This window comes from Streptomyces sp. NPDC085900 (genome assembly GCF_044540925.1).
Classification (GTDB): Bacteria; Actinomycetota; Actinomycetes; order Streptomycetales; family Streptomycetaceae; genus Streptomyces; species Streptomyces gilvifuscus.
Genome location: NZ_JBITSP010000002.1, coordinates 863,510 through 884,516 on the forward strand (window position 1 = coordinate 863,510; position 21,007 = coordinate 884,516).

General features: G+C 72.6%; 19 protein-coding genes. 12 read left to right on the forward strand and 7 right to left on the reverse strand.

Annotated features, from left to right (window positions below):
• Nucleotides 1–3: 3 nt before the first annotated feature.
• The 3 genes from ACIGDI_RS08670 to ACIGDI_RS08680 form a co-directional block, all read right to left on the reverse strand.
• Nucleotides 4–1,509 (reverse strand): cryptochrome/photolyase family protein, encoded by a 1,506-nt coding sequence (locus tag ACIGDI_RS08670; protein ID WP_399892548.1) that lies wholly within the window; start codon nucleotides 1,507–1,509, stop codon nucleotides 4–6.
• A gap of 11 nt (nucleotides 1,510–1,520) precedes the next feature.
• The gene (locus ACIGDI_RS08675; RefSeq protein ID WP_399892551.1) at nucleotides 1,521–2,894 is read right to left on the reverse strand and encodes a cryptochrome/photolyase family protein; all 1,374 of its coding nucleotides are present in this window, start codon (nucleotides 2,892–2,894) and stop codon (nucleotides 1,521–1,523) included.
• A gap of 78 nt (nucleotides 2,895–2,972) precedes the next feature.
• On the reverse strand, nucleotides 2,973–4,502 hold the full coding sequence (locus tag ACIGDI_RS08680; RefSeq protein ID WP_399892555.1) for an SDR family oxidoreductase: 1,530 nt from the start codon (nucleotides 4,500–4,502) through the stop codon (nucleotides 2,973–2,975).
• Between the two features lie 92 nt (nucleotides 4,503–4,594).
• Between ACIGDI_RS08680 and ACIGDI_RS08685 the strand changes: the two genes are divergently transcribed.
• The 4 genes from ACIGDI_RS08685 to ACIGDI_RS08700 all read left to right on the forward strand — a co-directional run bounded on the left by ACIGDI_RS08685 (nucleotide 4,595) and on the right by ACIGDI_RS08700 (nucleotide 8,659).
• Complete coding sequence (locus ACIGDI_RS08685) at nucleotides 4,595–5,104, forward strand: MarR family winged helix-turn-helix transcriptional regulator (protein WP_399892558.1); 510 nt, start codon at nucleotides 4,595–4,597, stop codon at nucleotides 5,102–5,104.
• Nucleotides 5,105–5,250: 146 nt separating this feature from the next.
• Nucleotides 5,251–7,398: an MMPL family transporter gene (locus ACIGDI_RS08690; RefSeq protein ID WP_399892561.1), complete on the forward strand. Its 2,148-nt coding sequence runs from the start codon at nucleotides 5,251–5,253 to the stop codon at nucleotides 7,396–7,398.
• 188 nt (nucleotides 7,399–7,586) lie between these two features.
• Nucleotides 7,587–8,375, forward strand: a complete 789-nt coding sequence (locus tag ACIGDI_RS08695) for a SigB/SigF/SigG family RNA polymerase sigma factor (RefSeq protein ID WP_200702624.1) — start codon at nucleotides 7,587–7,589, stop codon at nucleotides 8,373–8,375.
• 116 nt (nucleotides 8,376–8,491) lie between these two features.
• Nucleotides 8,492–8,659: a hypothetical protein gene (locus ACIGDI_RS08700; RefSeq protein WP_203237772.1), complete on the forward strand. Its 168-nt coding sequence runs from the start codon at nucleotides 8,492–8,494 to the stop codon at nucleotides 8,657–8,659.
• A 63-nt stretch (nucleotides 8,660–8,722) separates the two neighbouring features.
• Here the strand turns inward: ACIGDI_RS08700 and ACIGDI_RS08705 are convergent, their stop codons facing one another.
• Nucleotides 8,723–9,649 carry a class I SAM-dependent methyltransferase gene (locus ACIGDI_RS08705; RefSeq protein WP_399892566.1) on the reverse strand — a complete coding sequence of 309 codons (927 nt, stop codon included), beginning with the start codon at nucleotides 9,647–9,649 and terminating at the stop codon, nucleotides 8,723–8,725.
• Between the two features lie 73 nt (nucleotides 9,650–9,722).
• Nucleotides 9,723–10,769: an acyl-CoA dehydrogenase family protein gene (locus tag ACIGDI_RS08710; protein ID WP_399892569.1), complete on the reverse strand. Its 1,047-nt coding sequence runs from the start codon at nucleotides 10,767–10,769 to the stop codon at nucleotides 9,723–9,725.
• 99 nt (nucleotides 10,770–10,868) lie between these two features.
• Between ACIGDI_RS08710 and ACIGDI_RS08715 the strand changes: the two genes are divergently transcribed.
• The 4 genes from ACIGDI_RS08715 (at nucleotide 10,869) to ACIGDI_RS08730 (ending at nucleotide 15,440) form a co-directional block, all read left to right on the forward strand.
• Entirely contained in the window at nucleotides 10,869–11,219 is a 351-nt protein-coding gene (locus ACIGDI_RS08715; protein ID WP_399892572.1) for a YciI family protein, read from the forward strand.
• Nucleotides 11,220–11,224: 5 nt separating this feature from the next.
• On the forward strand, nucleotides 11,225–12,421 hold the full coding sequence (locus ACIGDI_RS08720; RefSeq protein WP_399893012.1) for an RNA polymerase sigma factor: 1,197 nt from the start codon (nucleotides 11,225–11,227) through the stop codon (nucleotides 12,419–12,421).
• 107 nt (nucleotides 12,422–12,528) lie between these two features.
• Nucleotides 12,529–13,860, forward strand: a complete 1,332-nt coding sequence (locus ACIGDI_RS08725) for an aldehyde dehydrogenase family protein (protein ID WP_399893015.1) — start codon at nucleotides 12,529–12,531, stop codon at nucleotides 13,858–13,860.
• 272 nt (nucleotides 13,861–14,132) lie between these two features.
• Nucleotides 14,133–15,440: a chloride channel protein gene (locus tag ACIGDI_RS08730; RefSeq protein ID WP_399893019.1), complete on the forward strand. Its 1,308-nt coding sequence runs from the start codon at nucleotides 14,133–14,135 to the stop codon at nucleotides 15,438–15,440.
• Between the two features lie 35 nt (nucleotides 15,441–15,475).
• On the opposite strand, the gene ACIGDI_RS08735 is transcribed toward ACIGDI_RS08730, so the two are convergent.
• Nucleotides 15,476–16,282 (reverse strand): YhjD/YihY/BrkB family envelope integrity protein, encoded by an 807-nt coding sequence (locus ACIGDI_RS08735; RefSeq protein WP_399892576.1) that lies wholly within the window; start codon nucleotides 16,280–16,282, stop codon nucleotides 15,476–15,478.
• A 334-nt stretch (nucleotides 16,283–16,616) separates the two neighbouring features.
• Between ACIGDI_RS08735 and ACIGDI_RS08740 the strand changes: the two genes are divergently transcribed.
• The gene (locus ACIGDI_RS08740) at nucleotides 16,617–17,273 is read left to right on the forward strand and encodes a GAP family protein (protein WP_399892579.1); all 657 of its coding nucleotides are present in this window, start codon (nucleotides 16,617–16,619) and stop codon (nucleotides 17,271–17,273) included.
• A 29-nt stretch (nucleotides 17,274–17,302) separates the two neighbouring features.
• On the opposite strand, the gene ACIGDI_RS08745 is transcribed toward ACIGDI_RS08740, so the two are convergent.
• Nucleotides 17,303–18,616: a hypothetical protein gene (locus ACIGDI_RS08745; protein ID WP_399892582.1), complete on the reverse strand. Its 1,314-nt coding sequence runs from the start codon at nucleotides 18,614–18,616 to the stop codon at nucleotides 17,303–17,305.
• 162 nt (nucleotides 18,617–18,778) lie between these two features.
• On the opposite strand from ACIGDI_RS08745, the gene ACIGDI_RS08750 reads away from it, so the two are divergent.
• The 3 genes from ACIGDI_RS08750 (at nucleotide 18,779) to ACIGDI_RS08760 (ending at nucleotide 20,876) form a co-directional block, all read left to right on the forward strand.
• Nucleotides 18,779–19,201: a DUF6325 family protein gene (locus ACIGDI_RS08750; RefSeq protein ID WP_200702653.1), complete on the forward strand. Its 423-nt coding sequence runs from the start codon at nucleotides 18,779–18,781 to the stop codon at nucleotides 19,199–19,201.
• Between the two features lie 83 nt (nucleotides 19,202–19,284).
• Nucleotides 19,285–19,584, forward strand: coding sequence for an SHOCT domain-containing protein (locus tag ACIGDI_RS08755; protein ID WP_399892585.1), 300 nt, complete (start codon nucleotides 19,285–19,287; stop codon nucleotides 19,582–19,584).
• 266 nt (nucleotides 19,585–19,850) lie between these two features.
• Nucleotides 19,851–20,876: an alcohol dehydrogenase catalytic domain-containing protein gene (locus ACIGDI_RS08760; RefSeq protein ID WP_399892588.1), complete on the forward strand. Its 1,026-nt coding sequence runs from the start codon at nucleotides 19,851–19,853 to the stop codon at nucleotides 20,874–20,876.
• The last annotated feature ends 131 nt before the right edge of the window (nucleotides 20,877–21,007 follow it).

The following is a 21,007-nucleotide window of genomic DNA, read 5'->3' on the forward strand; positions in this document are numbered from 1 at the left end:
ACCTCAGGGCGGACCGTCGCCTCGGCGCTTGTCCTCGCGCAGGAGTTCGTCGAGGTCTGATAGGCGGTCCAGGCCGCGCACCGCCCGGGTCATGCGCGGGTTGGGTTCCAGGAGGCCGCGATGGCGGTGCAGGAAGGCCCAGTAGCCGGCCGTGAACGGGCAGGCCGCCTCGCCGACGCGGTCGGTCGGCCGGTAGGCGCACGGACCGCACAGGTCGCTCATGCGGTTCACGTACGCCCCGCCCGAGGTGTACGGCTTGGTGGTCATGCGCCCGCCGTCGGCGTACTGGGACATGCCGACCACGTTCGGCAGCATCACCCAGTCGTAGCCGTCGACGAAGCAGCGGTGGAACCAGTCGGTCACCGCGGCCGGGTCCCAGCCCCGCTGCAGGGCGTGACTGCCGAGCAGCATCAGGCGCGGGATGTGGTGCGTCCAGCCGGTGTCGCGCACCTGTGCCAGGACCGTGGCGAGACAGCGCGCGGTGACCGCGCCGGCGTCCAGTTCCAGGAACCACTCGGGCAGCGGCGCGCGGTGGCGCAGCGCGTTGCGGTGCCGGTAGTCCTCGCCGAAGTACCAGTACAGCTGCCACACGTACTCGCGCCAGCCGGCGATCTGCCGTACGAACCCCTCGACGCTGTTGACGGGCGCGGCCCCGGACCGCCAGGCGTCCTCGGCGCGCTCGACGCATTCCAGCGGGTCGAGCAGTCCGAGGTTGAGCGAGGACGACAGCAGGCTGTGGCTCATCACCGGGTCGCCGGCGAGCACGGCGTCCTCGTGCGGGCCGAAGCCGGCCAGCCGGTGTTCGACGAACCGGGCGAGCGCGGCCAGTGCCTCGCGGCGGGTGGCCGGGAACCGGCGGGGGCCGTCGCGCCCCACGAATCGGATGCCCTCGTCGCGCTCCCAGCGGTCCAGGTCGTGGCGGACCTCCGCGTCCAGGTCGTCCTCGCGCGGCCGGTACGGTGCCGGGGCGCCCAGTGTCCTCGCCCCTTTCGGCGGCGGCTCCCGGTTGTCGTGGTCGTGGTTCCAGCGTCCGCCCGCGGGGGCGTCACCGTCCAGCAGGAGGCCGTGCCCGCGTCGCACCCAGCGGTAGAAGTCCTCCTGCAGCAGCCGTTGTCCGCCGTGGCCGTCGGCCCAGGCGCGGAAGTCCGTGTGCGGGACGAGGAAGCCGCGCGCGGGCAGCACGGTGACGTCGGGCAGCGACGACACCAGCCGCAGCGCGGCCCGGGAAGTGGGGTGATGAACAGTCAGAGACCGTTCAGGGAAGGCCTTTTGGAGTCCCTCGCGGTACGTCTCCGCCTTCACGTACGTCACCCGGTCGCCGAGTTCCGCGGCGCGGTGGCGCATGGCGGACAGCACGAGGTGCGCCTTGGCGCGGTGGAAGCGCCGGCGGCGGAAGACGGACCGGGCCTCGATCATCAGGACCGGTGCGCCGCGGTCGGGTCCGCCGTCGTCCGGGTTGAGGAAGTGCGGGCCGAGCTGGTCGCCGAACAGCCAGTGGGGGGTGGCCATGTGAGGGCTCCTCAGTCGCGGGCGCGGGCCCGCTTGAAGCGGGCGAGGCCCTCGGAGAGTTCGACGAGGGGGCCCGGGTAGCCGTCGAGGGCGGCACGGTCCAGGCCCTGCAGCTTCCACGGTTCGTGCACCGACGGGCCGTCCAGCCCGGCGAGTTCGGGGACCCAGCGGCGGACGTACGCGCCGTCGGGGTCGTAACGCTTGGCCTGGGTGACGGGGTTGAGGACCCGGTTGGGGCGGGTGTCGGTGCCGGTGCCCGCCATCCACTGCCAGTTCAGCTGGTTGTTGGCGATGTCGCCGTCGACCAGCAGCTCCAGGAAGTACCGGGCGCCCACGCGCCAGTCGACGTACAGGGTCTTGCACAGGAAGCTCGCGGTCAGCAGCCGGCTGCGGTTGTGCATCCAGCCCTCGTGCCGCAGCTGGCGCATCGCCGCGTCGATCACCGGGTAGCCGGTGCGGCCCTCCTTCCAGGCCTCGACGTCCTCGCGGGCGGTGCGCTCCGAGCGCCAACGGTCGTGCTTGGTGCGGTAGTCGGCGGTGGCGGCCGCGGGCCGGGCGGCCAGGACCTGGCGGTGGAAGTCGCGCCAGGCGACCTGCCGTACGAAGGCCTCGGCGCCGGGGCCGGCGACCTTGCGCGCCCGGTGGACCAGCTCGACCGGGGAGAGCGTGCCGAAGTGCAGATGGGGCGAGAGCCGGGAGGTTGCGTCCCCGGCCATGTCGTCGTGGCGGTCCTCGTAGGCGGCGACCCCGTCGCGCAGCCAGGCGGCCAGACGCCTGCGGCCCTCCGCCTCCCCGCCGGTCGCCAGGCCCTCCGACAGCCCCGACAGTCCGGAACGGGTGGGCAGTTCCTCGGAGCCGATGCCGTCCGGGACGCGGACGGTGCGCGGCGCGGCGAGCGTGTCGCGCAGCTGCGTCTGCGCCCACTGCCGGAAGTACGGGGTGAAGACGGCGAAGTGGTCCGACGAGGCCGGCGTGACCGCGCCGGGCGTGACGGCCGTGGTCACCGTCTCGTGGACGTGCAGGCGCCGCCCCTCCGCCTCCAGGGCGCGGCGCAGCCGCCGCTCGCGCAGGTGCGCGTAGGCGCTGACGTCACCGGCCATGTGGACGTCGTCGGCGTCGGTCTCGGCGACCACCTTGCACACCTCGTCGACGACGTCACCGGAGCGCACGATCAGCCGGCCGCCCCGCTCGCGCAGTCCGCTGTCGAGATCGCGCAGGCAGTCGGCGAGGAACGCCAGCCGGTTGGGCGCGGCGAACCCGGCCCCGGTGACGCCCTCGTCACGCACGAACAGCGGTACCACCGCCTGGGCCTCGCAGGCGGCGCGCAACGGGGGATGGTCGTGCAGGCGCAGGTCGGCGGTGAACAGGACGACCGAGACGTTCATGGTGCTTCTCTCCGGGGCGGCGAGTGGTGGACGGCCGATCAGGTGCTTCCGGCGCGGTGGACGCGGCGGATGCGGCTGTCAACGGCTCGGTGCGTTTTCCCTCTTGGGTGTGGTGGGCGTGCGCGACGCGGTGAGCGCGATGTTGCGGGCCATGCCGCCGAAGACGACCGCGTGGAAGGGGGAGACGCTCCACCAGTAGGCGTGGCCGAGCAGCCCGTGCGGGTGGAACAGGGCCCGCTGGCGGTAGCGGGTGCGGCCCTCGTCGTCGGTGTCGGCGCACATCTCCAGCCAGGCCAGTCCCGGCAGCCTCATCTCGGCCCGCAGCCGCAGCAGACGGCCAGGTTCGATCTCCTCCACGCGCCAGAAGTCCAGCGAGTCGCCGGTGCGCAGGTGTGCCGCGTCCCGCCGGCCCCGGCGCAGACCCACGCCGCCCACCAGCCGGTCCAGCCGGCCCCGGACCGCCCAGGCCAGCGGGAAGGAGTACCAGCCGTTGTCGCCGCCGATCCCCTCGATCACCCGCCACAGCGCCTCGCGGGAGGCGTCCACGACGAGCTCCCGCCGGTCGGTGTAGAGGCTGCCGCCCGCCCAGTCGGGGTCGGTGGGCAGCGGATCGCTGGGCGCGCCGGGCACCGACGCCGACGACCAGCGGGTGGTGACCTGGGCGTCGCGCACGCGCTGCAGGGCCAGCCGTACCGCCTCGTCGAAGGCGATCGGCCGGCCGGGGGCGTCGGGCACGTACCGGGCGATGTCGTGCTCGTGGCAGACGACCTCGTGGCGCAGCGACTCGGTCAGCGGCCGGGCGATCGACGCGGGGACCGGGGTGACCAGTCCGACCCAGTGGCTGGACAGGCCGGGGGTGAGCACGGGCACGGGAAGGATGACGCGACGGGGCAGTCCGGCGACGGCCGCGTAGCGCATCATCATGTCCTTGTACGTCAGCACGTCCGGTCCGCCGATGTCGAAGGCGCGGCTGACGTCGGCCGGCATCCGGGCGCTGCCGACGAGGTAGCGCAGCACGTCCCGTACCGCCACGGGCTGGATCCGGGTGCGCACCCAGCTCGGGGTGATCATCACCGGGAGGCGCTCGGTGAGGTAGCGCAGCATCTCGAAGGAGACGGAACCGGAGCCGATGACGACCGCGGCGCGCAGTTCGGTGGTGGGGACACCGGAGTCCCGCAGGATGCGGCCGACCTCGGCCCGCGAGCGCAGGTGCGGCGACAGCTCGCTCTCCGGTACCTGCGAGGGTGTCAGACCGCCGAGGTAGACGATGCGCCGCACGCCCCCCTCCCGGGCCGCCGCGCCGAAGATGCGGGCCGCTTTGCGGTCGGTGTCCTCGAAGTCGCCGCCGGAGCCGAGCGCGTGCACCAGGTAGTAGGCCACGTCGATGCCGCGCATGGCCTCGGCGACGGAGTGGGCGTCGGTGACGTCGCCGCGCACGACCTCCGCCTGCCCGGCCCAGGGGTGGTCGCGGAGTTTGCCGGGGGAGCGGGCCAGGCAGCGCACCCGGTGCCCCTCGGCGAGGAGTTCCGGCACCAGCCTGCCGCCGATGTATCCCGTCGCCCCGGTCACCAGGCAGCGCAAGCCCGGTCCGTCGTGGTCAGCGTTCATCTGCTCCGGGCCCTTCGTGTCGGTGTCCCTGTGATCACTTCCACGGTGGCGGCGGGATCGGATGCGGGCGGGCGCTTCTATAGGCTGATCGCGTGGCCAGAGCAGACGACCGGGAGCAGCGAGCGGTGGCGCCGGGACCCGACGGGGCGCTGCCCGAGGGGATCGACCTGCATGCCCTCGCCGTGCAGCTGCGCCGGATGAACGGCGAGATCAACCGTCTGGCGCACGGCTTCGCGGGCGAGCAGGGGCTGCACGCCACGGACGTCCAGGCCCTCGCGGCGATCCTGGACGCCGAGGAGCCGATGACGCCCGGCCGTCTGCGTGAGCATCTCGGGCTGACCTCGGGTGCGGTCACCGCCTGCGTCGACCGGCTGGAACGCGCGGGGCACATCCGGCGGGTCCGGGAGAGCGCCGACCGCAGGGTGGTGCACCTGTACTACGCGGCCGACGGCCGGGCCGCGGCCCGCACCTACTTCCGGCCGCTCGCGAAGGCGGCGGAGGCGGCCTGCGGGAAGTTCAGCGAAGGGGAACTCTCGGTCGTGCTGCGCTTCCTGGCGGCGATGAACGAGGAACTGGCTCCGCTCCGGTCTCCCGGCGACTGACCGACCAGCATCTGAACACTGCCGCGAAAACCGGTGCATCCGGCGAGGCTCCCGCGACGGAAGATCGGGCGTCACTTACGATCGAGGCGACTTATCTCAATCATTGAGATTGTTTTTCATTGAGATACCGAGGAGCTTGGAGAGTCATGTCCCTGACCCCGCGACGGGGCCGCTTCGTCGTACCCCTGCTCCTGCTCGTCGTCTGGCTCGGCATCGGCGGGGCCCTCGGCCCCTTCGCCGGACGGCTCGGCGAGGTGGCCACCAACGACCAGGCCGCCTTCCTGCCGCGCAGCGCCGAGTCCACGAAGGTGATCGGCGAGCAGCGGGCCTTCCAGCAGGACCAGACGCTGCCCGCGATCGTCGTCTGGACCGACGACGAGGGCGGTCCGGTACGGGACCGCCAGGCCGCCGCCGGACGCGCGCTCGCCTCCCTGTCCGACGTGTCCGGCGTGGTCGGTGACGTGTCTCCCGCGCTCCTCTCCCGGGACGGCAAGGCCCTCGAAGGTGTCGTACAGCTGAGGCCCGACCTGGGCGACCGGCTGCCGGACACCCTCGACCGGCTGCGCGCGGTCGCCGAGCGGGTGCCCGGCAGCACGGTCCAGCTGGCCGGACCGGCCGCCAGCCAGGCGGACCTGGCCGACGCTTTCGCCGGCATTGACGGCCTGCTGCTGGCCGTGGCCCTGGTGACCGTGCTGGTGATCCTGCTGCTCGTCTACCGCAGCGTCCTGCTGCCCCTGATGATCATCGTCGGGGCCGTGTTCGCCCTGGGGCTGGCCTGCGCGGTCGTCTACGCGCTCGCCGACCACGACCTCGTCCGCGTCGACGGCCAGGTCCAGGGCATCCTGTCCATCCTGGTGATCGGCGCCGCCACCGACTACGCCCTGCTGATCACCGCGCGCTACCGGGAGGAGTTGGCCGAGCGGGCCGACCGGTACGCCGCCGCGAGGGCCGCGCTGCGGCAGTCCTGGGGCGCCGTCGTGGCCAGCGCCGCGACCGTCGCCCTGGGACTGCTCGCCCTGCTGCTGAGCGACCTGACCAACAACCGCGCGCTCGGCCCGGTCGGCGCCATCGGCATCGTCTGCGCCGTCCTCAGCTCGCTGACGTTCCTGCCCGCCGTGCTCGTCCTGCTGGGCCGGGCCGCCTACTGGCCCGCGACCCCCCGCCCCACCGGCGCCCGGGGCGGCGGCCACGGCGTGTGGCGGCGCGTCGCCGCCGTGGTGGACCGGGCGCCCCGCAAGGTGTGGGCGGTGTGCCTGGCCGCCCTCGTGGTCTGCGCCGCCTTCGCCCCGACCCTCGCCTCCAAGGGCGTCCCGCTCGACGAGACCTTCGTCAACGACGCACCGTCCGTGTCCGCCCAGAGCACCCTCGCCCAGCACTTCCCCGGCGGCTCGGGCAACCCCACCGTCGTCATCGCGAACGCCGACCGCGTCGACCGCGTCCTCGCGGCGGCCCGCGGCACCGAGGGCGTCGCCTCCGCGGCCGGGGTCACCGCGTCCGGGCGGCCCGGAGGCGCCCCCAAGATCGTCGACGGCCGGGTACGCGTCGACGTCACCCTGGACTCCGCGGCCGACAGCGACAACGCCAAGGACACCGTGGCCCGGCTGCGGAAGGCCCTGCACGCCGTGCCGGACGCGCAGGCCCTGGTCGGCGGCTACACCGCCCAGCAGTACGACACCCTGCGGACCGCCGAACGGGACCGCACCCTGATCGTCCCGGTGGTCCTCGCGATCATCTTCGTGATCCTGACACTGCTGCTGCGCTCCCTGCTGCTGCCCGCCCTGCTGGTGGCCACCGTGGGCCTCAACTTCCTCGCCACCCTGGGCGTGTCGTCCCTGGTCTTCCGGCACGTCTTCGGCTTCACCGGCAGCGATCCCTCGGTGCCGCTGTACGGGTTCGTCTTCCTGGTGGCGCTGGGCGTCGACTACAACATCTTCCTGATGTCCCGGGTCCGGGAGGAGTCCCTGCGGCACGGGGTGCGGGAGGGCGTCCTGCGCGGTCTGGTCGGCACCGGCGGAGTGATCACCTCGGCCGGCGTGGTGCTCGCCGCGACCTTCGCCGCCCTCGGGGTGATCCCGCTCGCCTTCCTCGCCCAGATCGCCTTCATCGTCGCCTTCGGCGTGCTCCTCGACACGCTCGTGGTGCGCTCCCTCCTGGTGCCCGCCCTGGTCCGGGACCTGGGCGCCGTCGCCTGGTGGCCCGGGCGGCTGTGGCGCTCTGGGCCCTGTCGTCAAATTCCCGCCTGCCCGGAGGTGCCTGGCACGCACGCTCGCGGCGTTGCCGGAGCGCCCGAATAGCTCCGCTATTAGGACGCTCCGGCGCCTTGCGATCGCACGCACCAGGCGCCTCCGGGCCCGCCCTGCGGGCGGACGACGGGAATTTGACGACAGGGCCCAGGTCGGACGGAACCGCATCCGCCACGGCCGGCCGCGGCGAAGAGGAAGCGACACCCCGACCGGCCGGGGTATCGACCGAGGAGTGAACCGTGCGCCTGCAGAACGCCGAGCTCGGCCCGGGGGACGCCCGGGCCCGGTCCGGGCCGCTGTTCGAGCGCCTGCGCTCCCTGGAGAGGCGAACCGCCGAGTACGCGTACGTCCGCAACACGCTCGTGGAGCTGAACATGTGGATCGTGCGGCACGCGGCGCGGCGCTTCCCGGCCCGGCGCGAGATGAGCGACGACGTTCTGCAGGCGGGCACCATCGGCCTGATCAAGGCGATCGACCGGTTCGACCCGACGCGCGGCTTCGGCTTCGAGGCCTATGCCGTGCCGACGGTCGTGGGTGAGATCAAGCGCTTCTTCCGAGACACCACCTGGGCCGTCCACGTACCGCGGCGGCTGAAGGAGTGCCGCGGGGTGCTGCGTGAGGCCGTCGTCGCGTTCGAGCAGTCCGAGGGGCGCTCGCCCCGTGTCAGCGAACTCGTCGAACGCACGGGTCTGTCGGAGGAGGAGGTGGTGGAGGGGCTGCAGGCGGCCGACGGCCACGAGGCCGTCTCGCTCGACGCGCCCCTCGGGTCCGGCGAGGACGGCACCGACATCGCCGACCGGCTCGGCGCCGAGGACCCCGCCCTCGGCCGGACGGACGACCTGGTCACCCTCGCACCGCTGCTCGCCGCCCTGCCCGAGCGCGAGCGTCGGATCCTGACCATGCGGTTCCTCCACGACATGACGCAGAGCCAGATAGGCGCCGAGCTCGGCATCTCCCAGATGCACGTCTCCCGGCTGCTGAGCCGGACCCTCGCCGGGCTGCGGAGCCGGCTGGGCGGAGCCGTTTGACGGATTATCGACAAATCTCTTCACCGCATCGGACATGTCGGCGCGCGCAGCGGGCAGGCGCACTGTACGAAAGGGATGGTCCGAGACCGAGGCTGAATGTGGAGGTGTCTGCGGCTATGGGCGCGAAGGTGTTGGAGCGGTTTCCAGCGGGAGCTCCTCGCGGATCGTGGCCGGCAGAGGAGTACGCGGCCAAGCGCCGCGCGGAAGGCCAGTCCGCGACGGTCGTCATGGACCTGAAGTCGGACGCCTTCCTCGTGGTGGTGCCGGCGGGCGACGAGGACTGACCGTGGGTGGACGGGCCGCGTCACGCGGCCCGTCCACCCACGGTCACTCCGCGCCGGAGTCTTTCAGGGGCGGTTCGCCAGGGCGCGGCGGACCGCCCTCGTGATGATCGGTGGCAGCAGGTCCGCGCCTATCCGGCGTGCCCGGGACCGGGGGCGGCGGGGTGCCGGAACCGATGCGGTCGCGGGGGCCGGATCCGGGGCGACCACCTGCGGCTCGGGCTCCCGGTAGTGCCGGGAGCGGGGAAACGGCGGGGCCTGCATGCCCTTGAGGGCGCGGGCGCGCACCAGCCGGTGGCCCGCGGCCTCCTGCACGCTCAGGCCGACGTCCGCGCGGGCCCGCAGCATCTCCAGCAGCTCCTCCTGCACCGGCTCCGGATCACCCCAGGTGCCGTACAGCTTCTGCGTGCTGAGACAGACCGGGCGCAGGCCGCGGTTGAGCACGGCCTCCCAGGTGGCGACCGAGACGCCGGGGGTGTGCTCGGAGCGGAAGTCGTCGAGGACCACGATGCCGCCGGGCACCAGCAGGTCGTGGGCGGCGCCTATGTCGTCGCGGACGTGCTCGTACAGGTGCGAGGCGTCGATGTGGACGAAGCGGCAGCTGCGCGGAGCGACCTCCGCGGGGATCACGGAGGTGGGGGCCTCGAGCACCCGTGGCAGGGCGTCGTGGAAGGAAAGGTAGTTGCGCTCGAAGGCCTGCCGGGTGAGGGAGGAGTACGACTTCGCCGTCTCGGCCCGGTTGGCCCCGTCCGGCGCCTCGCCGCCGAAGAGGTCGCAGACCGTGAACTCCTCGCCGTCCCGGCGGTGTCGGCCGAGCAGGATCGCGCTCTTGCCCATGTACGCGCCGAGTTCCAGCAGGTCGCCCCTGAGGCCCGCGGCCTCCTGCCGTTCGAGGAACCAGGTGAACAGGAGCTGGTCCAGCGGCGGGAACCAGCCGGGGACGTCCTTGAGTTCGCCGGGGAGTTTGATGTCGGTTGCCTGTGCGGTCGCCATGAGGCGATTCTGCTCACTGGGCGCGGCCGAAACTGTCACCGGATTGAACGTCCGATGAACAGCCGAACCGGCCTCAGATCTGCGCGAGCGCGTCGAGATGAGCCCGTCGCACATCGGTCGTCTGGCCCTGCACCAGAAGGAACATGCCCTCGCGGGCCAGCCGCTGGGCAGGGCTGTCGAGGTCCATGGCCCGTCCGCCCCCGGCCACCACGGCCGCCGTCGTGGCGGCCCGCATCAGGTCGTACGCACGCGTCTTCAGCTCCAGCCGTTCCGCGATCCGCTCGTGCGGCACGGGATGCGCGGCCAGCGCGTACACCCGGCCGCGCACCTCGTCGAGCCGCGTCCGCAGGGCCCGCGCGGTCTCGCTCTCGCCGGCCTCCTCCACCACCCGCAGCGCCGCGTGGGCGATGCCGAACACGGCGGGGGAGGCGTTGGTGTTGCGGGGCAGGTCGACGAGGGCGAACGCCTCCCGCGAGGTGCGCAGCACCACCGACTCGCCGGGCAGCCACAGGCCGTCCAGCTCCAGCGACACCGTGCGGGCCGCCGTCAGCGCGGCCAGCCGCATCGGCGGCGACGGGCGCAGCCCCGGCTGCTCGCGGGCGTCGGCGAACGCGAACACCACCTCGTCGGAATCGGTGACCCCGGCCAGCAGCATCACGTCGTTCAGGCCCCAGCCCGTGTACCAGGGCACCCTGCCGTCGAAGCGCCAGCCGTCCCGCTCGGTCCTCGCCCGCACCGGCACCCGCGGAAAGGACCGCACGTGCGCGAACGCGATGCCGGCCAGCAGCTCGCCGGTCGCCAGCGGACGCAGCAGCCGCTCCCGTGCCGGCGACTGCGACGCGGCGAGCATGCGCACCGGCGAGTGGTGCTGGGTCTGCACGAACCAGGTCGAACAGCAGGCACCCGCAAGGATCTCCTGCACCTCCCGTACCACCGGGTCGGGGGCGCCCGCACCGCCGTACTCCCGCGGCGCGCCCACCCCCAGCAGCCCCGAGCGTCTGAGCGCCTCGATGTGACTCGCGGGCACCGACTCCCGGTCGACGCGCTCCGCGTTCGGGGCGAGGAGGTCGCGGGCGAGGGTCTGGGCGGCGGCCAGGAGCGGGTGCGGTGCGGCGGTCATGGAGAAGATTCTGCCGATCCGGTCGCGCGCGGTGTCGATCCGCGGGTGTGCCGTTCGTGTAGGAGGTGAGACAACAGCTACGACGCCAAGGAGGACGTCATGACGTACTACCTGCTCAGCGTGGTCACCCCCACCGACGGCACGCCCCCGGAGCCCGACGCGCTCGCCGCGATCATGCGCGACGTCGAGGCCTTCAACCAGGAACTGCGCGACGCCGGCGCCTGGGTCTTCGCCGGCGGTCTGCACGGCCCCGAGACCGCGACCATGCTGCGGCCCGAGGGCGGCGACGTCCTGATCACCGACGGGCCCTTCGCGGAAGGCAAGGAGTACCTGGGCGGGCTGTGCCTGATCCAGGCCGCCGACCTGGACGAAGCGCTGGAGTGGGGCAGGAAGGCGCTCCGCGCCACCACCCTGCCGATCGAGGTCCGGCCCTTCGTGGAGAGCCACTAGTGCCCGTGCCCGACACCGTCGACGTCGAGGCCGTGTTCCGTGCGGAGTACGGCCGGGCCGTCGCCGTCCTGGTGCGCTTCCTCGGCGACATCGACCTCGCCGAGGAAGCCGTCCAGGAGGCCTTCACCACCGCCGTGCAGCGCTGGCCGCGGACCGGCGTGCCGCCGAGCCCGGCCGGCTGGATCATCACCACCGCCCGCAACAGGGCGATCGACCGGCTGCGCCGGGAGACGACACGCGACGAGCGACACGCGGAGGCCGCCCTGCTGCGCGCCGGCGACGCACCGGCCGAGGAGGGCCCCGTGCGCGACGACCGGCTCCGCCTGATCTTCACCTGCTGCCACCCCGCGCTCGCCCCCCAGGCGCGGGTCGCCCTGACCCTGCGCCTGCTGGGCGGGCTGTCCACGCCGCAGATCGCCCGCGCCTTCCTGGTGCCCGAACCGACCATGGCGCAGCGCCTGGTCCGCGCCAAGGCCAAGATCCGCGCCGCCCGGATCCCCTACCGGGTCCCGCGTGACGCGGACCTGCCCGACCGGCTGGCGGGCGTGCTGGCCGTCGTCTACCTGATCTTCAACCAGGGGTACGAAGGCTCACCCGGGCTGTGCGCGGAGGCCGTACGCCTCGGCCGCCTCCTGGCCGAGCTGATGCCGGACGAGGCCGAGGTCACGGGGCTGCTCGCGCTGATGCTGCTCGTCGAGTCGCGCCGGGACGCCCGCGTGGACGCGGACGGCGCGCTGGTGCCGCTGCCCGAGCAGGACCGCGAGCGCTGGGACCGGGAGCTCATCGCCGAGGGGCAGTCCCTCGTACGACGGTGTCTGCGCCGCAACCGGCCCGGTCCGTACCAGATCCAGGCCGCCATCCAGGCCGTCCACAGCGACGCGCCTCACGCGCGGGCCACGGACTGGGAGCAGGTCGGACGGCTCTACGACCAGCTCATGGCCGTCGCTCCGAGCCCGGTCGTGGCCCTGAACCGGGCGGTCGCGATCGCCGAGACCGAGGGACCGGGCCGGGCGCTCGACCTCGTCGATGCCCTGGACCTCGACTCGTACCACGTCTTCCACGCGGTCCGCGCCGACCTGCTGCGCCGGCTGGGCCGCGAGACCGAGGCCGCGCGGTCCTACGAGGCGGCCGTCGAACGCGCCGAGAGTCCGGCGGAGCGCACCTTCCTGGAACGCCGCCGACAGGAACTGCCGTCCGCGTGACGGGACACGGGGAGCGGTCCCCTGGGCGCCGGAATTTATTTTGGTGTATGAAAGGTTGGCATATACACCTGACCGTGCAGACCCGACCGTTCCACCAGCGAGGCACCATGAACCAGCCCACCCCCGAGCAGCCCGCCGACCTCGTCGCCCGACTGCGTGCCACCTTCCGCAGCGGCCGCACCAAGCCCGTCGAATGGCGCACCGCCCAGCTGCGCCGCCTGCGCGACATGCTCACCGAGAACGGTCCCGACCTGGCCGCCGCCCTCCACGCCGACCTCGGCAAGAGCACCGCCGAGGCCGACCGCACGGAGATCGGCTTCACCGTCCGCGAGATCGACCACACCCTCGACCACCTCGCCCACTGGCTGCGCCCCGAACCGGCCCCGGTCCCCGCCCATCTCGGCGACGACACGCGCGCCTGGACGCAGTACGACCCGCTCGGCGTCGTCCTGGTCATCGCCCCCTGGAACTACCCCGCCCAGCTCCTGCTGGCCCCACTGGTCGGCGCGCTCGCCGCGGGCAACGCGGTGGTCGTCAAGCCCAGCGAACTGGCCCCGGCCACCTCCGCCGCCCTGGCCCGCCTGCTGCCGGAGTACCTCGACACCGACGCGGTCGCCGTCGTCGAGGGCGGCATCCCCGAGACCACGGCCCTGCTCGCCGAGCGCTTCGACCACATCTTCTACACCGGCAACGGCACCGTCGGCCGCGTCGTCATGCGCGCCGCCGCCGAGCACCTCACCCCGGTCACCCTCGAACTCGGCGGCAAGTCCCCGGCGTTCGTCGACCGGGACACCGATCTCGACGTCGTCGCCGACCGGCTGGCCCGCGGCAAGTTCCTCAACGCCGGGCAGACCTGCGTGGCCCCCGACTACGTGCTGACCGACCCGGAGACGGCCGTCGCCCTCGAGCCGGCCCTCACCCGCGCGGTCGAGGCGCTGTACGGCAGCGACCCCTCGGCCTCCGGCGCCTACAGCCGGATCGTCAACGAACGCCACTTCGACCGGCTCACCGGCCTGCTCGACTCGGGCCGCACGGTCGTCGGCGGCGTCGGCGACCGCGCCACCAAGTACATCGCCCCGACCGTGCTGGCGGACGTCGACCCCGAGTCGCCGGTGATGCGGGAGGAGATCTTCGGGCCGATCCTGCCGATCGTCACGGTGTCGGGACTGGACGAGGCGATCGACTTCATCAACGACCGCGACAAGCCGCTCGCCCTGTACGTCTTCTCGGAGTCCGGCGACACCCGCGACCGGATCGCCGCCGAGACGTCCTCCGGCGGCCTCGGGCACGGTCTGCCGCTCGCCCATCTCACCGTCTCCGACCTGCCGTTCGGCGGGGTGGGGGAGAGCGGCATGGGCAGCTATCACGGCCGCTACTCGATCGAGACGTTCAGCCACCGCAAGGCCGTGCTGGAGAAGCCGCTGAGCGCGACCCGCTGAGAGGGCCGACCCGGCAGCGGTGAGCGGGACGCGTCCGGAGCGGTCCGTGAGGTCGTCCCCGCCCGGGCGACCGGTCCGGGACGGCGAGCGCGTTCGGTCCTCTATGGGTATGTTCGTCGTGCTATGCGCCGACAGGTCATGCGGTGGTCAGCCCGACGCGACCGCGTACCGCGGCGCCGACCCCGGGAGGACCCATCGCCGGAACGACGTCGGAGAGCGGCCCCGGGGCCGCGGCGCGCAACCAGCCCCCGGAAGCCGATCTGCTGCGCACCATGCTGGGCCGGCCGGACTACCGCAGGGCCCTGGTGTTCTGCGGGCTCATCGGGATTCCGGTGGCGCTGATCGCGTTCTGGTTCCTGGTGGCGATCCACCGGCTGGAGCAGCTGATCTGGACGACCTGGCCCAAGGACCTGGGCTGGAAGCAGGCCCCCTGGTGGTGGGGGCTGCCCCTGCTGACGGTGGCCGGTCTCGTCGTCGGCCTGGTGGTCGCACGGCTTCCGGGCCGGGGCGGACACGTTCCGGCCGCGGGTCTGCACTCGGGCGGCATCACCCAAAAGGCCCTGCCGGGAGTCGTGATCGCCGCCCTGGTCGGTCTGCCGCTCGGCGCGGTACTCGGTCCCGAGGCACCACTGATCGCGATGGGCGGCGGACTGGCCCTGCTGTTCGCGAGGCTGGTCCGGGCACCGGACACCGAGGCGAGCAGGTCACTGCTCGGCGCGGCCGGGGCGGCGGCGGCCATCTCCGCGCTCTTCGGGAACCCCATCGTGGGCGCGGTGCTGCTGATGGAAGTCGCCGGGCTGGGCGGCCCGCAACTGTTCGCGGTGATGCTGCCGGCCCTCCTGGCCAGCGGGGTCGGAGACCTGATCTTCACCGGGTTCGTGCGATGGACCGGCCTGGAGACCGGGAGCCTGTCCATCGGGCTGCCCAAGCCGGCACCGCTCGACTGGGGGGACGTGCTGTGGGCGCTGGTGCTGGCGCCGGCCATCGCGCTCTTCATCCACTGGGCCTTCGTCGGCGGCCGGTTCGCCGCCCGCTTCGTCACGACCCGGACGGTGCGGAACACGACCCTCTGCGCGCTGGGCGCGGCGGTCTGCATCACCCTGTACGCGGTCGCCACCGGGCGTTCGCCGGCCGAGGCGGCCCTGTCCGGGGAGTCCACGCTGTCCGAGCTGGCGCAGGACCCGCACGCCTGGCCGGTGGGTGCCCTCATCGCCGTACTGGCCTTCAAGGGCCTGGCGTACGCGCTGTGTCTGGGCAGCCTGCGCGGCGGCCCCATCTTCCCCGCCCTGTTCCTGGGCGGGGCGTTCGGCGTGCTGCTTTCGCCGCTGCCCGGCCTGGGGCTGGTGCCGGCGATGGCCGTCGGGATGGCGGCGTCGGTGACCGCGGCCCTGCGGCTGCCGGTGAGCAGTGTCGTCCTGGTCGTGCTCCTGCTGGGCAACGTGGACACGGTCGCGCTGGTGGTGCTCGCGTCGGTCGTGTCCTTCGTGCTCAGCCAGCGGCTGCCCCAGGGCCCGCGTGTCCCCGCGGTCGGGGAGCGGCCCGCCGACCGGGAGGCCGGCGACGCCCCTCGGACCGGCTGACGTTCCTGCTCCGCCCGCCCCGGTGGACCTGCTGACTACGCGCGGTCGGACGGAGTGCCCTGCGGCCCGGGCGTGCCCAGGCGGTGGGCCGCCCAGGGTTCACGGGCGATGACCGCGCCGGCGGTCATGCACAGGGTCGCGATCACGCAGAGCGTGATGAGCCAGGACAGCAGGGTGAAGACCGCGCCCAGAGAGCCGTACTTGTCCAAGCTGTGGTTGAGGGCCCGGGGCACGTACAGCGACGCGGTGAAGGTCACGACGGTCAGGGCCGTGCCGGTCAGCAGCGAGGCCGGCAGCAGCGGCAGCCACGGCATGCGTCCGGCCAGCAGCAGGTGCTGTGTCCACCACCAGATGCCGGTCTGCCCGAGCAGCAGCAGCGGCACCCCCAGCCACGGGCCCAGGCCGAATCCGTTGCGCAGGCTCCCCTGTACCGCGAACATCAGCATCCACGTCGCGAGCCAGGCGACCCAGCGCCAGGCGGCCACCCGGGCGCCCGCCTTGGGCATCCTCCAGGCACGCTCGCACAGACGTTGCATGGCACGGCTGCACGCGGTGGCCGAGATGAGCACCATCAGCCCGCTGACCACACCGGTGGTCTGCCTGAGCTCGTCGGACGGGTCGTCGGTGCCCAGGAGGACCTTGGCCAGATCCTGGTTCGAGCTTCCGGACAGCCCGAAGGTGTCGTGGAGGGACGTGGCGAACTGCTGCCGCAGCGACGCCGGGGCGATGGAGGCCACCACGAACAGCAGGGGGACGGCCGTCAGGAACGTCTGGGCGGCCAGCCGGGTCGCCGAGTCGAACACGTTCACCGAGATCAGATGCGACAGCAGGTGCGTGATCACCGGGAACCGTTTCTCGGCCCGTTCCCGCATCGCAGTCAGCCCGGAGCCCTTCGAGCCCGTCCGCTTCCGTCGCCACGCACGGCGCGACGGGCGGTCCGGACCGTCCTTGCCGGTCCCTGTCCCTGACTGCATGCTGCCAGCCTGCAGCCCCTGGGGCCGAACGGCTCCCCAAAGGAAGGCGGCGCGGACCGAGCGGGTGAACGACATGCGGAGCCCGCGCCCGTGCGCGGAACCCGCTCGCGGGGATTTGTGCGGTGCTGCCCCACCGGTGAGACTGGAGCCATGGGCGAGAGCCGCTCCGGAGTGGGGCGGGCAGCGTCGTACGGGGGCTGCGATGGTGCTTGACCTGGTGATCATCGGCCTCGCGATCGCCGTGTTCCCGTTGTCGGTGACCGCGTTCGTCCTCGTGCTGTCGGCTCAACGCGGCATCGTGAAGGGCCTGGCGTTCATCCTCGCCTGGCTGGCCTGCTTCGTGGCCGTCCTGGCCGCCGTGTTGCTCACCACCGGCGGCAAACCGCCGGCGCCCAAGTCCGCGCCCTCCACCGCGGTGTCCGCCGTCAAGCTCGCCATCGGCCTGGGGCTCCTCGGCTACGGCTGGTACCGGCACAAGAACCGCGAGCGGACCGGCCGTCGGCGCACCTCGACCGGTGGACTGATGACGCGGCTCGACCGGTTGTCCGTGTGGACCGCGGCGGGGCTCGGCCCGCTCCTCCAGCCCTGGGGGCTCGTGGCGGCCGGGGCGGCGACGGTGGTCAGCGCCGACCTGTCCCACGCCTCCTCCTACCTGGTCCTGCTCGGCTACTGCCTCCTCGCCACGAGCAGTCTGCTGACGATGGAGATCTACACGACGTTCGCGCCGGACACGGCCAAGGTGCGCCTGGGGAAGCTGCATACCTGGATCGAGACCCACCAGGAACAGGCGCTCGTGGGCGTCGCCCTGGTGGCCGGGCTGTTCCTGGTGAGCAGAAGCATCGCCCAGTTGACGTCCTGAACCCACGGCACCGCCGAGCCCCGAGAGGGTCAGACCGCCGCACCGGGTGCGGCGGTGGGCCCCGGGTCCAGGAACTCACGGATGGCGAAGGCGAGCAGCACGATCAGAGCGGTCCAGACGACCACCGCCATGGTCGGATAGCTCCAGGTGAACAACACGATCGCGGCCACCGCCAGGATCGCCACCCCGATCCACTTCTTGAAGCGGTGCACGAACCGGCCCACCGGGCCCAGCCGCAGCCCCGCCGAGACGGACGCGTCCCGCCCCGCGCCGATGCTCCGGCTGAAGAAGTGACGGGTGAACACGGCGCCGCGGGAGGGGCCGACGAAGAACGCGCCGATGGCCGTGACCAGGGCCAGCGCCCCGACCGCCCGCACACTGGAGCGCAGGAAGCGCACCAGCGCGTCGTAGACGGCGCCCGCGGCGGCCGAGTTGGTGCCCGGCGGCAGATGGTCCAAGTACACCGCCCGGAAGACGGTCAGCGCCACCCCGAGCACCACCATCGCGATGAACACCCCGATCGCCGCCCCGATCAGCGCCCGCCTGCGATGGACCGCCAGGAACACGCCCGCCGCGGCGATCAGCACCGCGATGACGGGCAGCCAGTTGCCGAGGATCTGCAGCACCCGCATGTACGACTTGACCTTGCCGACGTCCTTGCCCTCGACCACGACGAAGTCCGTGTGGACCGTCGGGATCTTGGAGGCGACCGCCAGCCCCGAGTCGACCAGACGCTGCTTCACCTGGGCCACGATGGGCCCGACGTCGATGGCGACCTCGTTGTCCTTCAGCTGTACGACACTGTCGCTGTTACCCGTCAGCGCCTTGTCCACGGCGCTGTGGGCCCGGCGGTTGGCGTTCGTCCAGGCCGTCTCGAAGGCGGAGCTGGAGACCACGCGCATCACGGTGTTGCTCACCAGTTGCTTCAGGCCGTTCTCGATGGGGCCGTCCAGGTTGCCGACCAGGGTCGCGATCCGCGGCGGCACGCCCTTCTGCGCGGCCGCGTCGCTCAGCTCCTTCACGAGCCCGTTCACGTCGACCCGTTGCAGAACGGCGTCGGTCACCCGGTTGGTCACCGCCTTCTGGATGTCGGGGTTCGACGCGAGCGGCGCCATGGTGGCGACGTAGCGATCGGTGTCCCGGACGATGCTGTTCGCCCAGACCGCCACCACCGCGAGCAGGGCCAACAGCGACGCCAGGATGATCAGCAGGGACGAACCGAGCGCCCGCATCCGGTGCTTGGGCTCGTGCCGGGCGCTCTCCAGTTCGCTCACCCGGCGCCGTAGTTCTTCGAGTTCGCCGTCCCGCGGGCGCTCAGGGGGGAGTGCGTCGCTGTCTGTCATGCCTTACAGGAGATACCCGCGGAGCCGAACGGGCTAGCCGTGCGCAACCGGCCGGGTGACACGGGCACAAGGTGCGGCCGTCCCCGTCCGGTGCTGCAATGAGAATCAGGGGTTTTGCGCAGCCTGCCAGAGGTGATCACCGTGAGCGAGCAGTTCGAGGACATGGGACCGATCGACTACGTGGTCGTGGAGTTCCCCGGCAATCGCATGACGGGCGAGGGCTTCCCCCTGCTGGTCGATCTGGTGGACCGCGGCATCATCCGCATCCTCGACCTGAGGTTCATCACGAAGGACGAGGACGGCTCGGTGACCGCGCTGGAGATCGCCGACCTCACCGGGGACGGGCAGCTCGACCTCGCCGTCTTCGAGGGGGCCCGCTCCGACCTGCTGGGCCAGGACGACCTGGAAGAGGCGGCCGCGGCCGTGGAACCGGGCAACTCGGCCGGCCTGCTCGTCTACGAGAACCTCTGGGCGGCCCCCTTCGCCAGTGCCCTGCGGCGCGGCGGCGCGCAGCTCGTCGCCTCCGGGCGCCTGAACGTACAGGCCGTCCTCGCCGCCCTCGAAGCCGCCGAAGCGGCGTCGTGAGGTGAGGGCGCGGGCTCGTGGACTCGTCAACTCCTGAACAACGGACCTGGTCCTTCGACGACTTCCGGTAAGAGGCGATTCTCATGCCAGGACTTCTCCGCGGCGTTGCCCGCACGGCCGTGGTCGCGGGCACGGCGACCGCCGTCTCCAACCGCGTGTCACGTCGCCAGCAGGGGCGATGGGCGGCCCAGAGCGGCCAGCAGCAGGGCTACCAGCAGCAGGGCTACCAGGAGGCGCCTCCGCCCCCGCCTGCGCCCACCAGTTCCACGGCCGACGACATGACGAACAAGATCGACCAGCTCAAGCAGTTGGGCGAGCTGAAGGCCCAAGGCGTCCTGACCGAAGCCGAGTTCGAGGAGCAGAAGCGCAGGCTGCTCGCGTGACCGTCCACGGCAGGGCGGCACCGCGAACCTGACAGGGCGTCACGGGGCGCCGGGGGCGAACACATCCGGGCTTCTCCCCGGGCTCTCCCACCAGGGCGAGGACTGGGAGAAGCCGTCCGTGGGACACGGGCACGGCCTGTCCCGCGAGCCTTCTGCCGAGGCACGGTCGCCCGACCGTCCCGGGCCCGCGCCCGTCACCCGGCGCGCGGAGCGGCTCGCGAGCCGGTGAGCCGATCCAGAGCCAACGCCCATTCCAGGAGATGCGGATGAGTACCTATCGAGTCGCCCAGGTCGACGCAGCCGGGGGACAGTTCCGGATCACCGAGCGCGAGGTGCCGCGGCCGGGCCCCGGACACGTGCGGATCGCCGTGGAGGCGTGCGGGATCTGCCACAGCGACGCCCTGTTCGTGAACGCCGGAGTGCCGGGCGTCCGGTTCCCGTTGGTGCCCGGGCACGAGAGCGCCGGCCGGATCGAGGAGCTGGGCGAGGGAGCGGAGACGAAGGGCTGGCGGACGGGCGACCGCGTGGCCGTGGGCTGGTTCGGCGGCAGTTGCGGCCACTGCACACCGTGCCGGCAGGGCGACTTCATCGTGTGCGACAACCTCAAGGTGCCCGGCTGGGCCTACGACGGCGGTTTCGCGGAGCAGATGATCGCGCCGGTCGACGCGCTGGCCCGCATTCCCGACGCGCTCTCGGCGACCGACGCCGGGCCGATGGCCTGCGCCGGCGTCACCGTGTTCAACGGGCTGCGGCGCAGCTCCGCGCGGCCCGGCGACCTCGTCGCGGTGCTCGGGCTCGGCGGCCTCGGCCATCTGGGCGTGCAGTACGCCGTCGCCATGGGATTCGAGACCGTGGCGATCGCGCGCGGGGCCGACAAGGCGGACTTCGCCAAGCGGCTCGGCGCCCACCACTACGTCGACAGCACGGCGGGCACCCCGGTCGCCGAGTCGCTGCAGTCACTCGGCGGTTGCAAGGTCGTCCTCGCGACCGCGGGCAACTCCGACGCCATCACGGCCACCGTGGACGGCCTCTCGCACCGCGGCGAACTCGTCGCCATCGGGGCCGACAGCGAACCGATGGGCATCAGCCCCGTCCAGCTGCTGATGCGCGGCAAGATCGTCCGCGGCCACCCGTCCGGCACCGCGCAGGACGTGCGGGACACCATGGCCTTCAGCGCCCTGCACGGCATCCGGCCGATGACCGAGACGGTCCCGCTGGACCAGGCCGACGCCGCCTACCGCAAGATGCTCTCCGGCGGCGCCCGCTTCCGTATGGTGCTCGTGCCCCGCTGAGTGCTGAGCGCCGCTGCGTTCCACCTGGCCGGTGTCGCCTGGGCGCCGCGGGCCGTCGGGAGTCACGACCGTCCGTGACGGGGGAGCGCCTCCGGCCCGCCGGGCCAGGGCGGCGGCGAACATCGCCCGCT